This is a genomic window from Peptoniphilus sp. BV3AC2, assembly GCF_000478945.1.
Lineage (GTDB): Bacteria > Bacillota > Clostridia > Tissierellales > Peptoniphilaceae > Peptoniphilus_B > Peptoniphilus_B duerdenii.
The window spans coordinates 1-15,776 of record NZ_AWXD01000015.1 but is presented as its reverse complement, the minus strand read 5'-3'; the positions used below and the strand labels follow the sequence as shown (position 1 = coordinate 15,776).

At 35.5% G+C, this 15,776-nt stretch carries 17 protein-coding genes, 1 tRNA gene and 1 other RNA gene; 14 read left to right on the top strand and 5 right to left on the bottom strand.

From position 1 onward, the window contains the following. Positions 1-2: 2 nt before the first annotated feature. Entirely contained in the window at positions 3-731 is a 729-nt protein-coding gene (locus HMPREF1252_RS03975) for a glutaredoxin family protein (RefSeq protein WP_023059466.1), read from the bottom strand. A 115-nt stretch (positions 732-846) separates the two neighbouring features. Between HMPREF1252_RS03975 and yqeC the strand changes: the two genes are divergently transcribed. The 4 genes from yqeC to HMPREF1252_RS03955 all read left to right on the top strand — a co-directional run bounded on the left by yqeC (position 847) and on the right by HMPREF1252_RS03955 (position 4,289). After that, positions 847-1,542: a selenium cofactor biosynthesis protein YqeC gene (gene yqeC / locus HMPREF1252_RS03970; protein WP_023059463.1), complete on the top strand. Its 696-nt coding sequence runs from the start codon at positions 847-849 to the stop codon at positions 1,540-1,542. Between the two features lie 115 nt (positions 1,543-1,657). Further along, positions 1,658-1,733: transfer RNA gene (locus HMPREF1252_RS03965), tRNA-Lys, on the top strand. A 64-nt stretch (positions 1,734-1,797) separates the two neighbouring features. Next, positions 1,798-2,253, top strand: coding sequence for a DUF4364 family protein (locus HMPREF1252_RS09525; protein WP_023059471.1), 456 nt, complete (start codon positions 1,798-1,800; stop codon positions 2,251-2,253). 788 nt (positions 2,254-3,041) lie between these two features. Further along, positions 3,042-4,289 (top strand): hypothetical protein, encoded by a 1,248-nt coding sequence (locus tag HMPREF1252_RS03955; RefSeq protein ID WP_023059469.1) that lies wholly within the window; start codon positions 3,042-3,044, stop codon positions 4,287-4,289. Between the two features lie 85 nt (positions 4,290-4,374). Here the strand turns inward: HMPREF1252_RS03955 and HMPREF1252_RS03950 are convergent, their stop codons facing one another. The 3 genes from HMPREF1252_RS03950 to HMPREF1252_RS03940 are packed head-to-tail and all read right to left on the bottom strand — an operon-like array spanning position 4,375 to position 6,434. Continuing rightward, a complete protein-coding gene (locus HMPREF1252_RS03950; protein ID WP_023059465.1) occupies positions 4,375-5,517 on the bottom strand; it encodes an MFS transporter in 1,143 nt (380 codons plus the stop codon). Continuing rightward, a complete protein-coding gene (locus HMPREF1252_RS03945; protein ID WP_023059474.1) occupies positions 5,507-5,959 on the bottom strand; it encodes an NUDIX domain-containing protein in 453 nt (150 codons plus the stop codon). The genes HMPREF1252_RS03950 and HMPREF1252_RS03945 overlap by 11 nt, the downstream gene beginning before the upstream one ends. A gap of 1 nt (position 5,960) precedes the next feature. After that, complete coding sequence (locus HMPREF1252_RS03940) at positions 5,961-6,434, bottom strand: QueT transporter family protein (protein ID WP_023059472.1); 474 nt, start codon at positions 6,432-6,434, stop codon at positions 5,961-5,963. A gap of 222 nt (positions 6,435-6,656) precedes the next feature. Here HMPREF1252_RS03940 and pflB point away from each other — a divergent pair, with 222 nt between their 5' ends. From pflB to HMPREF1252_RS03920, 4 genes are read left to right on the top strand one after another with little or no spacing between them, the layout of a single operon-like run. Continuing rightward, positions 6,657-8,753, top strand: a complete 2,097-nt coding sequence (gene pflB, locus HMPREF1252_RS03935; protein WP_023059467.1) for a formate C-acetyltransferase — start codon at positions 6,657-6,659, stop codon at positions 8,751-8,753. Beyond that, positions 8,753-8,986, top strand: a complete 234-nt coding sequence (locus tag HMPREF1252_RS10000) for a glycine radical domain-containing protein (RefSeq protein WP_023059476.1) — start codon at positions 8,753-8,755, stop codon at positions 8,984-8,986. Before pflB ends, HMPREF1252_RS10000 begins: the two co-directional genes overlap by 1 nt. 28 nt (positions 8,987-9,014) lie before the next feature. Next, complete coding sequence (gene pflA / locus HMPREF1252_RS03925) at positions 9,015-9,938, top strand: pyruvate formate-lyase-activating protein (protein ID WP_023059461.1); 924 nt, start codon at positions 9,015-9,017, stop codon at positions 9,936-9,938. A 46-nt stretch (positions 9,939-9,984) separates the two neighbouring features. Then, entirely contained in the window at positions 9,985-10,308 is a 324-nt protein-coding gene (locus HMPREF1252_RS03920) for a hypothetical protein (RefSeq protein ID WP_023059462.1), read from the top strand. A gap of 76 nt (positions 10,309-10,384) precedes the next feature. Here HMPREF1252_RS03920 and HMPREF1252_RS03915 read toward each other — a convergent pair whose 3' ends face one another. Continuing rightward, positions 10,385-11,182, bottom strand: coding sequence for an NAD(+)/NADH kinase (locus tag HMPREF1252_RS03915; protein WP_008900846.1), 798 nt, complete (start codon positions 11,180-11,182; stop codon positions 10,385-10,387). Between the two features lie 83 nt (positions 11,183-11,265). Here HMPREF1252_RS03915 and HMPREF1252_RS03910 point away from each other — a divergent pair, with 83 nt between their 5' ends. The 6 genes from HMPREF1252_RS03910 to HMPREF1252_RS03890 all read left to right on the top strand — a co-directional run bounded on the left by HMPREF1252_RS03910 (position 11,266) and on the right by HMPREF1252_RS03890 (position 15,608). After that, entirely contained in the window at positions 11,266-12,144 is an 879-nt protein-coding gene (locus HMPREF1252_RS03910) for an RluA family pseudouridine synthase (RefSeq protein WP_023059473.1), read from the top strand. Positions 12,145-12,202: 58 nt separating this feature from the next. Beyond that, a non-coding RNA gene (ssrS, locus tag HMPREF1252_RS09520) (6S RNA) lies at positions 12,203-12,385 on the top strand. A gap of 87 nt (positions 12,386-12,472) precedes the next feature. Then, positions 12,473-13,030: a YtxH domain-containing protein gene (locus HMPREF1252_RS03905; RefSeq protein WP_023059470.1), complete on the top strand. Its 558-nt coding sequence runs from the start codon at positions 12,473-12,475 to the stop codon at positions 13,028-13,030. 22 nt (positions 13,031-13,052) lie between these two features. Continuing rightward, entirely contained in the window at positions 13,053-13,541 is a 489-nt protein-coding gene (locus tag HMPREF1252_RS03900) for a hypothetical protein (protein WP_008900844.1), read from the top strand. A 153-nt stretch (positions 13,542-13,694) separates the two neighbouring features. Further along, complete coding sequence (locus HMPREF1252_RS03895) at positions 13,695-14,594, top strand: diacylglycerol kinase family protein (protein WP_023059464.1); 900 nt, start codon at positions 13,695-13,697, stop codon at positions 14,592-14,594. Positions 14,595-14,603: 9 nt separating this feature from the next. After that, positions 14,604-15,608 (top strand): LacI family DNA-binding transcriptional regulator, encoded by a 1,005-nt coding sequence (locus HMPREF1252_RS03890; protein WP_023059475.1) that lies wholly within the window; start codon positions 14,604-14,606, stop codon positions 15,606-15,608. Positions 15,609-15,776: the final 168 nt, after the last annotated feature.

The following is a 15,776-nucleotide window of genomic DNA, read 5'->3' as shown; positions in this document are numbered from 1 at the left end:
TATTATTTTTCAAAGATTCTTTTTAATTCGTCTTCATTGTATCCGCCGTAGACTTTTCCGTCGTAAAACATTTGTGGAACGCTGTTAAATCCCATGGATATGAGTTCGTCTTTATTTTTTGGTTCTTCGGTGGATCTAAATTCATATTCAATTTTATTTTTATCCAGGTAGGCTTTTAGTTTTATGCAGGCTGGACAGCTGTCTCTACCATAGATTATTGGTGTTTTGGATTTTTTTAGTTTCGTAACTAGGTCTTCGTCTTCGTTTTCTTTTTCTGTGATGATTTCTACTTTTTTATTTTCTGGATTGTATTTTATTTCAAATCCTACTAGCACTGCCAAATCTCTTAATCTAAAGTAGTTGTATCTGTCCACATTTACAACTTCTATGTGGGAGAGATTCTTATTTACTTCTATTGGAATTTCCGTTGGCTTCAGGTTTTCACCGAGTTTTTCTGGACTTATTTTGTCACCGGTGTATTCGGTCTTTGTATTTATTACCACGGACTTCCTATCTTTTTTATAGCCTACTTCGAATTTAGATGGGGTGTCTTTTAGTGCATACGCAATGTCCCTCAAACGGAAGTAGTTAAAGCCTTGGTGTTTTACTCCAGAGATTTCAACCTTGTTGTCGTTTATATAGATTCCTTGGTCTGAAGGGGTAATAGCCTTTGCAAAACCTGGAATCATAGCGATGATAAGTGAGCAAGTAATTATTTTTAAATTTTTCATAACTCCTCCTTTTTAATTATTGTACCACGAATGAGATTTCTTTGCTTTATTTTGTTAAAATATTTAATCATGAAAACTTAATCTTTTAATGATATACTTAGATTAGGAGGTTACGATGTTAAAAGATTTACTTAATATAGATGGGGGAGTAATCTCTGTGGTTGGCTCCGGTGGCAAGAAAACTTTTATTGAAAATTTCTCCAGGGAGTTAAAAGATGATTTAAAAATTGGAGAGAGTATCCTTATCACCACAACTATGGGGATGGCTATTCCAAGAGGGCTTCGCTGGGACGAGATCTTCATCCCGAACAAAATTTTTCTAAAGACTGCTCACACGAGAAAAATTGTCTACTATGGCAACGTAATCGATGGTAGGAAGATGGGTCCTATTGAGAGCTTGGATGGACTTAGTAATTTTAAATATGTGATTATAAATGCTGATAATTCCGATAGCAAGCCTCTTAAAGCCAATGATGATTTCGAGCCGAAGGTGCTTAAAGAAACGGATATGACAGTTGGTGTAATCCCTTGGGGTTATCTAGGGCGATTTGTAAATGGTGAAATAGTTCAAAATGAAAATCTTTTTAAGATGAGATTTGAAAAAGATGCCATAACAAAGAAGACTTACAAGGATATAATCACAAGCCCAGACGGACTTTTTAAAGGAGCAAAGGGTCGCAAGGTTCTACTTATCACCAATGTTTATAAAACAAATGATGACTTCTTTGATTTTGCAAACTATATAAAAAAACATGTGGACATGGAGATTATATATGGAGATCAAAAAGAAGGAAAATACAATAAACTATAAGTTATTTAAGAGCAATTCGATTGGTAAAAGTGATTTATGTAGAAAATATTTATAAAAAATCTTAAAGTCCCTTGACAAATAAAGAGATTCTAGTTATAATGAATGAGTTAGTTAACCACTCTTAGCTCAGGTGGTAGAGCAACTGACTCTTAATCAGTGGGTCCAGGGTTCGAGTCCCTGAGAGTGGACCAAGCCTGTTTTTACAGGCTTTTTTTTATACCAAAAATCAAAACAGGAAGAGTACATGGTGATGAAATGGAAAATTTTTTAGAAAATGCTAGAGAAAAAATATTACTTTTAGACATATTGGATAAATCGAAAGATAAATTGACAGAGGAGACACTATCCACATTTGTGCTTAATTTGGAGCTTATGAATTACTTTGACTTCAGAAGCCATTTGGGATTTTTGCAAGAGTCAAACTTGGTCCATTCCTACGACGATGTGAGGATCACCGAAGAGGGTAGAAGAACCTTGGAAGTTCTAAGAGAAGAAGTGGATGAAAAACTCTTAAAAGATGTGGAAGAAAGGCTCGAAGAATATTTAAAAGTCGTGAAGGAACCATTAAAGATAGAGTACTTAGGAGATTTTGCGAGAATATGGGGAAGCGAATTTCAAATAACCATAGAAGGACAGCTTGATAGGGAGAAATTCATGAATTCCTACGAAAAAATCTACAATTATATAAAGAAAGAAATGAAAGGCGAATAAATTTTAAATTTTTATAAAAATACAGTAAATTTATGTTGCACACAGAGATTAATTGATATATACTATTAATTAGAGATTAACCTCATAAAATTTATACCTTTTACAAAAAAACCGTTTGGGAGACCAAGCGGTTTTTGTTATGTTTTTGTAACTGGACAGTATGGTTGTGGAAGTTGGTAGCTTCGGCTACGAAAGCGAATAATCATCAGTGTGATACCCCACCATGGTGACAGTCTTCCTCTGGAATTTTTATAGAGAATACCCCCCAACTGCCGTCACCCTGAGCGAGGAAAATTTTTTCCGAGTCGAACGGGTATAACTTCCGCATACCTAGTTTTTGCAACTGAAGTCATCCTTATATTACCCCACCAGGGTTATACCCATTCGACTCCAGAGCCTTGCGGCTCTTCCGCTCAGGGTGACTGTCTTCATGGGGGTTTTCCTTATATAATGTCGGTAGGTGACAGTCTTCCTCTGGAATTTTTAAAGAAAGAAATGAAAGGCGAATAAATTTAAAATTTTTATAAAAATACAGTAAATTTATGTTTCACACGAAGATTAATTGATATATACTATTAATTAGAGATTAACCTCATAAAATTTATACCTTTTACAAAAAAACCGTTTGGGAGACCAAGCGGTTTTTTGTTGTGTTTTAATATTTGTATTGGTAGTTTTAAAAATGAAGCTAATATTACATTTTAATTAAATAGAAACAACTTTACACATTATAATATGGTGATGTGATAAAATTTGGGTAATAATAAGTGGAAGGGGAGGTTTTAGATATGAAAAAGATGCACAAATTTTTATTGTTTATCTTTGTGTTTTTAATCGTTTTGGGAGCAGGCAGTGACTCTTACGCATTATCTCCAAAGTTAGAAAAAAAGATAAAGCTTAACAAAAGTTCATTTCTATCAGATATGGCAGTACATAAAGGTAAACTATATTATACAGACGTAAAGATATCCAATCAGGAAAAAGATAGTAAAGGCAACCTTTATGGAGGAAGCTGCGACGTTAAAGTATACGAAAGAGATTTAAAAACAGGCAAGAATACTTTAGTAAACTCCTATGACTCTTATAATTTAGTAGGAAAAGATATTTCATTTAAAGTATTAAGCGATGGGAACCTGTACATGATCTATCATCTAGGCGGAGGTATTATGGGAAGTGATTTTGTCTACGGTCTAACTGGACCTAATAAAGGCAAAAATATTTTGACATATAACTATGGGAATTTTCAATTTGATAGTGATAAAAAATCTATAATCATAACTCCTACGGGACCATATAGTGGAGATATTGTTAGAGAGATGAATGGAAAAAAATATTCTCAAACTAAGGTGGAATCCTACAATGGCGTATATTTCCTTGAAAAATTAAAAGGAGAAGGTAGAGCATTTAGGTATGCTGATAAATATTCTGCCCTTAGAGGAGACACTCTCTATCTAAAAAAAGCTTTAGATAAAAAAGATAATTTTAATGCATATGATTTGATAGCTTTTGATCTTGAAACAGAAGCTGAAACCTGGATAGCTGAGGGTATCCATTCCATGTTTATGGGAAAAGATGAGATCTACTTCTTAAAGGATATACCTACTACCAAAGATATGGCTGAGCCTCAAAAGATGCTTTATAAATATGATTTAGCTTCAAAGAAAACGACTCTTTTAAGCAAGGGGAATAATCCTTACTATGATATTTTACCAATTGATGGAAATGTATTCTTTGTAGATGCTGGTGGATATTTTACGGATGGAAAAAATCCAAATCTATTTATGGCTAAGGGCGATGGAAGTGGAACGAAGAAATTATACTCAAATGTAAATGAGGTTGTATCTGATGGTGAAAAATTAGCTGTGGTCATCAGCAATAAAAAGGGAACAAATATAGATTTTATAGATGGCCATGGAAAGAAAATTGGTAAAGTCAGTGTCCCACAAACTCACGTCAGTGTGCATTTGTCAGGAGATGAATGTATAGTGTGGTCTTGGCAAAACCGCTGTGTAAATTATTATAAATTAAATAAATAATAATCTTTAGAGTTTATTTAGAATATAGAATATCAAAAACTAATGGCGGCATATGTCGCCATTTTTTATATTAAAAAAGATGCAACTATTCATTGCATCCTCTCGTTGATATTACTATTAATAGTATCGCTATTAAACATATTACATTTGATATTATTAGTGTGTTTAGTACTCCGGTGGATTCTATGAGCACGCCACCTGCTACTGATCCGATGACTCCTCCCATGGTGATTGCCGATGCCAAGAATCCTTGTCCTGTGATCTTCTTTTCGTCGCTCATTATATCATTTATAAAGTCTACTGAACATGGTGTGAATAGTGCGAATCCAAAGAGTTGCGTCACTTGAATTGCTATTAGTATGCTTGGTGATGTGGCTATATAGGTGAGTATTCCTTTTAATAGGAAGAATATTCCTGAAAAGATGAGCATGCTTCTTGACTTAAATTTTTCTTTTAGTCTATTGAACATGAACATGATTGGAAATTCGAAGAGTGCTGCTACTGCAAATGCTGTTCCCACCGTCTTTGCGTCTCCTCCGATTCTCTTTGCTATTTGTAGTAGGTAGACATTTGTGACGTTGTAAAATGTAAAGAGCATGCCTACTGCTAGTAGAAAGATTACAAATTTTGAGTTTTGTATTTTTTGTTTTTGTGCTCTTCCGTCGAAGACTGTGACTAAGTTGTTACCTGAGATTGGTTTCTGTGCTAGGAGTGAGAGTATTAATGCTCCTAGTAGCACTGCTGCCATGACCATTGAGAGGTCCTTGTTTATTTCTGATAGAATTCCTAGGACAAATGATGTTACGGCAAAGGTGATTGATCCGATGCCTCGACTGACTCCGTAGTTTATTTCTACGGATCTTGCTATATAGAAGTAGCCCAGTGAGTTTAGTAGTGGTTGCATCACTAGTACTAGTGCTATGGCTGCGACGATTTCTATCTTCATTGCGAGGCCTGCTTTTCTTTCTAGCGCCATGATTACTAGGGTCATTGCAAGCATGGAGATTAGGACTAGGAAGTCTCTTTCATTCTTGTTGCTTCTGGAGCAGACTTTGGATACTATTGGTTGAAAGATTGCAGCTAGTCCGTTACCTACTGCGGTTAAAAATCCTATTTCTGCTGTGCCAAGTCCTCTTCCTGTAAGGAACACGTTTAGAAAACTTACACAGGAGGCGATAACTGACCAGTAAAGTCCCATGGTTGTATAATATTTTATTTTACTGTTCATGTTCTACCTCCACTAGTTCGTCTGCCTTGTACTTTAACTTAAATTTTCCGAATTTTCTATTTTCAAATACGTATTTTAAAAATAGTTCGTCCCCAATCCAATGGGGATTTTTATAAAATTCCTCTGGGGTCATGTACTCCAGTTCTCCTTCATCGCTTTCGTGAAGTTCTCCCGTATATTTATCTATATAAAAGACGTACATCTCTTCTGTGTATCCATCGTCCTGTTCGTAGAAAACTGTGCCTAATCTGTTTGGATTTTCGATTTTTAGTCCAGTTTCTTCATAGGCTTCTCTCACCATACATTCTTCAGGTGTTTCGCCAAGCTCTATATGTCCGCCGACGCCGATGTACTTGCCCTTATTTATATCGTTTTTCTTTTTGTTACGGTACAAGAAAAGGAACTCGTCGTCCCTTTTTATGTACCCTACTGTAAATTTCAATTTAATCCTCTTCTATTATTGATTTTAGTTTTGTAGTTTTTATTATCCATGTTGCCAAAACTGTTACGATTAGAGTTGAACCTGCTATGCTTAAGACTGAGATTAAAAATGGAAATTTAAGTGACATGTCGATGTTTCCTGTCTTAAATAGCATGATAGAAACCAAAATTCCAGATACTAAGGAGAATACTCCTGAGTTGATGTATGGATTTTTGATGTATTTACTGATTGCATAGGTGATTATTGCGCATGATCCTCCCGCTACCATGTCGATTGGTCCTAGTGGTGATGTGATGTTTGCTAGTGCGCCTCCTACTATTAGTGCTGGCATATATTTTCTATTGAAGAAGGGAAGTACTGAGAGTGCTTCTCCTGGTCTCAATTGGAACATTAAAAAGCCATATGGATTTAAACTTATTGTAAGCATGTATAGCGCCAACACTATTGCGTTTTTTACTAATACTTTTGTGTTCATATTTCACCTCTTTCTTATTAAAATACTAAGTAATTATAACATGTAGAGAGCTTGCTTTAAAGTCGGGCATTCATTTTTCTTATTTAATGATAATTATTTAAAAAAATAGCTGAGTTTAAATATTTTACAGCTATAATATAAAAGCAAAAAGTGATAATTATCACAGACTTAATAATTTTTATAATATAAAATCTAATTGATAAAATTATTAGGAGGTGCCTTATGAATTATTGGAGAGATTTCCTTGGATACAAATGGAAACAAAATATAGACGTTAGAGATTTCATCGTAAGTAATTACACTGAATACTTGGGCGATGATTCTTTCTTAGAGGGTCCTACGGAAGCTACTACTAAGTTGTGGGACGAAGTTATGGAACTTACCAAGAAGGAAAGGGACAACGGTGGAGTTTTGGAGATGGATACGGATACTATTTCCACCATCACTTCCCATGGTCCTGGATACTTGGACAAAGATTTAGAAGTTATCGTTGGTTTTCAAACGGACAAACCTTTTAAAAGATCTCTTCAACCTTTCGGTGGAGTGAGAATGGCGGATGGTGCTCTTAAAACTCATGGCCTTGAACTTTCAGATAGGGTAAGAGATATTTTTACCAAGTATAGAAAGACTCACAACCAAGGGGTGTTCGAAGCTTACACAGATGAGATGAGACTCGCTAGACACACTGGAATTATAACTGGACTTCCTGATGCTTACGGCAGAGGAAGAATCATTGGCGACTACAGAAGGGTTGCCCTATACGGTGTCGATTTACTAATTGAAGACAAGAAGAAACAAAAAGAAAACACTACTGGAATTTTCGATGAAGGTGTCATTCGTTTAAGGGAAGAAATTTCTGATCAAATCACTGCTCTAAAAGATTTGATTGAACTGGGAGATATGTACGGATTCGACATCAGAAGACCGGCTGAAAATGCTAAGGAAGCTGTGCAATGGACCTATTTTGCATACCTTGCTGCAACGAAACAACAAAATGGTGCTGCAATGAGTCTCGGAAGGGTCAGCACATTTTTAGACATTTACATCGAAAGAGATTTGAGGGAAGGAACTCTTACTGAAAAGGAAGCCCAAGAACTTATAGATCAATTCGTAATGAAGCTAAGACTTATTAAGTTTGCTAGAACTCCTGAATATCAAGAGCTTTATTCTGGAGATCCAACCTGGGTTACAGAATCTATCGGTGGAATGGGACTGGATGGAAGAAGTCTAGTTACCAAGAATTCCTTTAGATTCCTTCACACACTTATAAATATTGGAACTTCACCAGAACCAAATATGACTGTGCTTTGGGCGAAAAACTTGCCGGAGCATTTCAAAAGATTCTGTGCTAAGACCAGCATAAATACTTCCAGTGTTCAATACGAAAACGACGACATCATGAGATCTGAACATGGGGACGACTATGCGATTGCCTGCTGTGTATCTTCTATGAGAGTTGGCAAGGAGATGCAATTCTTCGGAGCCCGCGCAAATATGGCAAAGGCACTACTCTATGCTATAAATGGTGGTATGGATGAAAAACAAAAGATACAAGTGGGACCTAAGTATAGACCGATAACTTCAGATATACTTGACTATGACGAAGTTATGGAAAAGTTCGACGACATGCTAACTTGGCTTGCAGAACTCTATGTAAATACTTTAAATATCATCCACTACATGCACGATAAATATTCCTACGAATCACTTCAAATGGCGCTACACGATAGGGATGTAAAGAGATACTTTGCCACAGGAATTGCAGGGCTTTCCGTAGTAGCAGACTCCCTTTCAGCTATAAAATACGCAAAGGTAAAAGCCATTCGTGACGAGGACGGTCTGGTTGTGGATTATGAAATCGAAGGCGACTATCCAAAATATGGAAACGATGATGACAGAGTAGACACCATTGCTCAGGATTTAGTAACGAGATTTATGAACAAAATAAGAAATCATAAATTCTACAGAGATGCTATTCCTACCATGAGTATATTGACCATTACTTCAAATATTGTATATGGTAAGAAGACTGGAAATACACCAGATGGAAGACGTGCCGGCGAACCATTCGCTCCTGGAGCAAACCCAATGCATCGCCGTGACAGCCACGGAGCACTAGCATCCCTATCTTCAGTGGCAAAACTTCCTTTTAAGGATGCACAGGACGGCATTTCAAATACTTTTTCAATCATTCCAAATGCTCTTGGAAAGGATGAAGTATTTATGGGAGATATAGATGTAGATTTGAAACTTTGCAGTAATGGAGCTTGTACTAGCCCGACGCTAATGGAATTTTTAGATTACGAGGAGGAAAAATAATGGATCAAAGAATTGATAATTTAGTAAGCATGCTAGATGGGTATATGGAAAAAGGTGGACATCATCTAAACGTAAATGTTTTTAATAGAGAGATGTTACTTGATGCGATGGATCATCCGGAAAAATATCCACAACTAACTGTGAGAGTTTCAGGATATGCGGTAAACTTCAACAAACTTACTAGGGAACAACAAGAAGATATTGTAAATAGAACTTTCCACGGACAAATGTAAATATAAACTATAAAATCGGAGGTGAATCATGGATTTAAATCATTTAAAGAAAAATAATTTGAACGAAAATATAAGTTCAGAAAATATTTCTGCAAGTGATAATACTATGGATTCACCTCTTTTTAATTCTATAAAAAGAGATGAAAATCCTATTTTAAACTGTGATAATAAAAATTTAGATAGAGAATCTAAATCGAAGGCCAAAATCCTGGGAAGGGTACACTCGATAGAAACCTTTGGTGCAGTAGATGGTCCCGGACTTAGGTACATTTTATTTTTGCAAGGTTGTCCCATGAGATGCTTATATTGCCACAATCCTGATACCTGGAGGACCACCGGCGGAAAACTTATGAGCGTAGAAGAAGTGCTTAATGATTATGAAAAGTACAGAGTTTATCTGAAAAACGGAGGCATCACAGTCACCGGTGGAGAACCACTATTGCAGATGGATTTTGTGACGGAGCTTTTTAAAGAGGCAAAGAAGAGAAATATACACACGGCTCTCGATAGTTCCGGAGCATTATTTTCAAGAAAAACAAATTTAGAAAAATACAAAGAACTTATAAAGTATGTGGACCTTGTACTTCTCGACATAAAACATATCGACGACGAAGGGCACAGAAAACTCACTGGATTTTCAAATAGAAATATCTTGGATTTTCTAAAATTCTTAGACGAAAATGGAGTAGAAGTCTGGATAAGACATGTCATAGTTCCAGGAATCACCTATGATGCAAAACTTTTGGAAAGGCTCGGATATGAACTTGGACGCTACAAAAATATAAAGAAGGTGGATGTGCTTCCTTACCACAATATGGGTGAGAAAAAATATGAGGAGTTAGGAATTGAATATCCTCTAAAAGGCACGAAGCCTATGACGGATAAACACGCAAAGTCCGCGAGAGATGTAATTTTATACGGAATGAGAAAATATAGAATGGAGAGCAGGTAGCTCTCTTTTTTTATTTCTAGATGATATAATATAGTAGAGGTGAGCTATGAGAGAAATAGATAACAATAGAAGAGAAATAGATTTATACCTTGAAAAAACTTTTGAAAAATATCCAGTTACTAGGAGAAATATAGAAATAAAAGAAAAGATTAGGGAAAATATGTACCTTGGATTTGACGATATGATTAAAAACGGATTAAATCCAACGGATGCGAGGGAGAAACTTCTATCTGAATTTAGTGATATGAAAGAACTCAGTGAAGTGCTTGATACAGAGGAGGAAGAACTTCCTGTCAAAAAAAGGAAAAAGAGTGCCAACTGTAAATATTTTGTTAGCAGCTCTTTTAATATTCTTTGTGTTTTCAGGTAATGGAAGAAATATTGGATTTTGGTCCTTTATAATTATAATTGTAATAATCAACAATCTATTCGATAAAAAATAATAATTATAAAAACTTACTCTTAAGATTTTCGAAGTAAGAGTCTGGACTGATGGTAAGTTTCTTGATGGATTTATTACTCATTTTGAAATTGACACGTTTAAGTCCAGGATAGTAGTATTCCATTCCGTCCACTACAACTAGGGAAGAATTTGCGTACCTTCTTTCCGGCACTAGAGAAATATCAAAATCTCCAGGTACGATGATGGAACTTAATAGAGATCTATATGCCGCAGAAAACACCGGACTTATTGGAGTTAGCTGAAGCACATCGAGAGTAGGGAATACTATTGAGCCACCGCAGGAAAAGTTGTAGGCAGTTGAACCAGATGGGGTGGAGATCATCATACCATCTCCGGAGAATTTTTCCACGTGGTTCTTTTGAACAAAAACATTTATATGTATGGTTTTTGATCTTTGTGCCTTTAAGATTACTTCGTTTAATGCGTGGACTACTATATTTTTATTCTTTGTAAATATTTCCGCACGAACTAGCTTTAAATCTTCGATTTCATACCTACCCTGTTCGTACATATCGAGAAACCAATCGATTTGGTTCGGTTGGATTTCTTGGAAGAAACCGAGATGACCAGTGTTAATTCCGACAATCGGCATACGTGGGAAGTTGTTGTGCAGAGATTTGATAAAAGCACCGTCACCACCTACGCATATGGTAAGTTCACTCTGTGGATTGAATCTAAGTTCTGGGGTATAACCTCTACTTGCAAGTTTTTCCTGGAGTTCGTGAGCTGTTTTTCTCGATTCTATATTAGCATTTGAAACTATATTTATATATTTATTCATATTGCACCCTCTATCATTTATAATTTAATTTTATCATGTAATCTAAATTAAAGGAAATAAATTTAAAATTTGAAAGGAAACCCATGCTAGAAGATAATTTTAACTACTATCATTACCAGGTAGAAGAAGAAATAAGTATCAAGAATTTTTTAAAGAAATTAAATCTCTCTTCAAGATATATTAGAAGATCCATAAGGGAAGAAATGATCTATATAAATGAAAAATTAAATAAAAGAAATGTGGACCTACATCCAGGAGATGTGGTGTCCATAAAGATTCCAGATGAGGAGCCAAATGCAATCCCAGAGGACTATAGAATAGAAATTCTCTACGAAGATGGAGATATCTTGGCGGTTAACAAGGAGCCTTTTATGATAGTACACGCGGTGGATTTTAAACAGACGGGGACCATTTCAAACTACGTTCAAGGTTATTTTTTGAAACATAACATCCACAGAAAGGTACGTCTTATCAACCGTTTGGACAGAGATACCTCCGGGGTAATTTTAATTGCGAAAAATTCCAATGCTCATAGTACAGTAGCAAGAGAACTACAGGATAGAAATATTTTGAAAAAGTACTACGCAATTGTAGAAGGTGTGGTAGAAGGTAGCGGCGTAATAGAAGAACCGATAGATAGAGGGCCAGATGGTATTTTAAGAGAAGTAAATCCAAATGGAAAGTATGCGAAGACTTCCTACGAAGCGGTGCTTTCTAAAAATAATATGACACTTCTAAGAGTTGTGCTTCATACTGGTCGTACCCATCAAATAAGAGTGCATCTAAAATATATTGGACATCCAATTGTGGGAGATACCCTCTACGGAAATGAAACGGAACTTATAAATAGACAGGCACTCCACTCCTATTATACAAAGATAAAATCGCCAAGAACTGGGGAAGAAATCGAGATAGAAGCTCCACTACCTAAGGACATGAAAAATCTCTTGGATTTAAAATAACTAAGTAACTTACGATTATAATTTGAAAAAACAATCTGGAATTGATATAATAGAGATAGTTAATCTGCGATGCACGTCGACGTCTTTTATTAATTCAACCGACATCGAAGATCCGGGAGACTGAGTCTTTGGTATGATAAAATGCCCGCCAGACGGGACTTTAGAGTACTCGAGCAGGTCACCCACCTACTAGTTGGGAGCGGGTCTGAATTAATATAGCTGACGACACCGCGGATTTTTTTATTACAAAAAATTTAGGATTTGTTTTAAAATAACAATACTGGGTAAGTAATAAATATGAATTTTAATAGAAAACAGGGGGAAAATAATGGGTATATTTGATTATTTTGAAAGAAAAAGAAGAGAAGCACAAAGAAGAGAAGCAGCTGAAAAAGCTGGAGCAGTTCTAACAGGAGCAGCACTAGGCGGACTAGCAGGCATTCTTTTTGCACCAAAATCTGGAAAAGAAACTAGAAAAGACATAGCTGATAAATCAAGAGAACTTGCAGAAAATGCAAGAGATGCAGCAGAAGATTTAGCTGATAGCGTACAATACAAAGCTCAACAAGCTGGCGAACAAGTTAAGAAAACTTACGGAAATGTAAAAGATTACGCGCAAGACAAAAAAGTAGAACTTAACGAAGCTATGGAAAATGCTAAGAGAAAAGCAAAAGCAGTTGGAGAAGTACTTTCAGAAAAAGCAGAGGAAACAAAAGACGATCTTAAAGAAAAGAAAGACGAAATAGAAAAAGACGTTAAAGAAGCTGCAAAAGAAGCAAAAGAAAAATCTAAAGACATCAAAGAAGATGTAGAAAAAACTGCAAAAGAAGTAGGAAAAGAAGTTAAAGACGGAGCTAAAGAAGTAAAAAAAGATCTTAACAAATAAAAGAGATTAGAGGAGGATAAGCATGAATAGTCCTATTACTCTCAACGATTTACTAAGAATATTTCTTTACTTAGCAGGAATTGGAGTATTAGTATATCTTGCATTAGCACTTAAAAAAGTGGTTTCAATACTTGGAAAGATTAATGACGTCATAGAAGACAACCAAGAAGCAATAGACCACAGCTTAAGCCAAGTGCCAGAACTAACAGATAATGTTACAGAAATCACCAAGAATGTATCTGTAATATCTAAAGATGCACAAGAAATCATAGTTGCAGTTAGACCAGAAGTGGAAAAACTTGCACTATCAGTAGGAGAAGTCGGAGAAACAGTATCAGGAGTTACAAGATCGATAGATAATGTAGCGCTAAACATAACTGGAGCAGTAAACAGCGTAACCGACACAGTATCCGACGCAACAAAAACTATAAATCTAAACGCAAATAACGTCATAGATTACTTCTATATACTAAAAGAAGTAATAGAAGTATTTAAGGAAAAGTTCCTATAAAATTTAACAAAAAGAAACTAGAGCAAGCGAGAGCTTGTTCTTTTTTTATGAAAATTATTTGAAAGAAGAAAAATAAGAGAAAAAATGATTAGAAATGTATTACAATAATAGGAAGAAAAATGAAAATGATGTATAATATATAAAGAGGTAATTATGGAAAATAGATTTAAAAAAATAAAAATAATAGCTAATCCACTTTCAGGTAGGGAAGAAGCCTTAGACAAAGTATTGGAATTTATAAGACTTTTAAGCCTGGATCAATGGGATATAAATTTACTATTTACACATAAAAGAGGCGACGGCATGAGATTCGCAGAGGCAGACGATGGAGAAGATATAATCGTAGCCTGCGGAGGAGACGGAACCTTAAACGAAGTGGTAAATGGAATAGTAAAATCTAAAAGAGATACACCACTAGCAATCCTACAAGCAGGAACGGTAAATGACTTCGCAAACTATTTCAAGCTACCACAGGACCCATCCAAATTTTATAAACTAATAAAAGAAGGAAGGACCAAGAAGATAGACGTGGGACTAGCAGGAGACAGAGTCTTTGCCAATGTAGCAGCAGGAGGCATGCTAACAGAAATAGCCTACACAGTACCGGAAGATCAAAAAGCAGTCCTAGGAAGAATGGCCTACTACTTAGAAGGTGCAAGGCAAATGGTAAAACTAAACTTCCAAGAAGAAAAAGCCTACAAAGTAAAGATTGACTGTGAAGAATACAAAGGTGAAGAAAATCTATTCTTCTTCTTGATAACAAACACATCATCAGTGGGCGGATTTAAGAAGATGGCACCAGCAGCAACAGTGACAGATGGATATCTAGACGTACTACTAATCAAAGAATGTAGCCTAGTAGACTTTATGCAAATAGCACCACTAGTACTAACAGGAAATCACATAGACCACGAAAAAGTAATCTATCTAAAGACAAAAGATATAAGTCTAAGTTCAGACATAGAACTTGACATAGACGTAGACGGAGAACAATCAGGCAAATTACCTATGAATTTTAAAGTACTTGAAGAAGCCTTAACAATAATAATATAGGAGGAAATAATGGCATCCACAATAAAAGATGTAGCTAAGATGGCAGACGTGTCCATATCTACCGTATCAAGAGTAATAAACGACTCAAAACCAGTAAGCCCAGAAGCAAGAAGAAGGGTACTAAAAGCGATAGAAGTACTAGACTACAAACCAAACGAAGTAGCAAGATCCTTAGTAACCAAAAAATCCAACCTAATAGGCGTAATAGTAAATGACATAGGATCAACCTACGTATCCAGCATCCTACGCGGAGTAGAAGAAATAGGAAGAATGTACAAGTACGACATCCTACTATCCAGTTCCTATGGAGACTCAGAAGTAGAAGTCAAATTCGCAAAACTACTACTACAAAAACAAGTAGAAGGGATAATAGTAATCTCAGACACACTAAACACAAAACTACTATATAGACTAGAAGAATCCAAAATACCATATATAAATGTAAACAGATTCTACAACGTAGATGAACACTATACAGTAGGGGTAAACCATAAAGACGGCACCTACCAAATGACCAACTATCTAGTAGAAAACGGACATAAAAATATAGGATTACTATACGTAAGAAAAGACTTCGACAGAACAGAAGAAAAAATAAAAGAAGACGGATACCTAGAAGCACTAGAAGAACACGGCTTGGCAAAAAACACAATAGGCATAGAAGGCATCAGAGATAAAGATGTAGCAGGAATAATGGATAAAGTAGAAGAAAAAATAAAATCCGGAGTAACAGCCTTCGTAACCACCCAAGACGAATTAGGAATCCATTTACAAAATGCGCTCCTTGACAGAGGATACAAAATACCAGAAGACGTATCGATAACAGGATATGGTGCAACAGAAATGACAGAACTAACAAGACCAAAACTAACCTCAGTCAAAGTACCATACTATGACATAGGAGCAGTAGCAATCAGAAAAATTCTAAAAGAAATCAAAAAAGAAGAATCAGAAGACAAAGTATACTTGCCAGCAAGAATAGTCGAAAGAGATTCAGTAAAGAAAATAAAATAGAATTAAACATAAATATAATAGATAGAAAATGAAAAAGTAAAAGACTTCATGAAAAAACATGGAGTCTTTTTTAATATAACTATTGTAAAAATAAAAGAACTATGTTAATCTATAAAACGCCGCTGAAAAAGAAGAGAAACAATCAATAATAGAAACGTAAAAAAATAC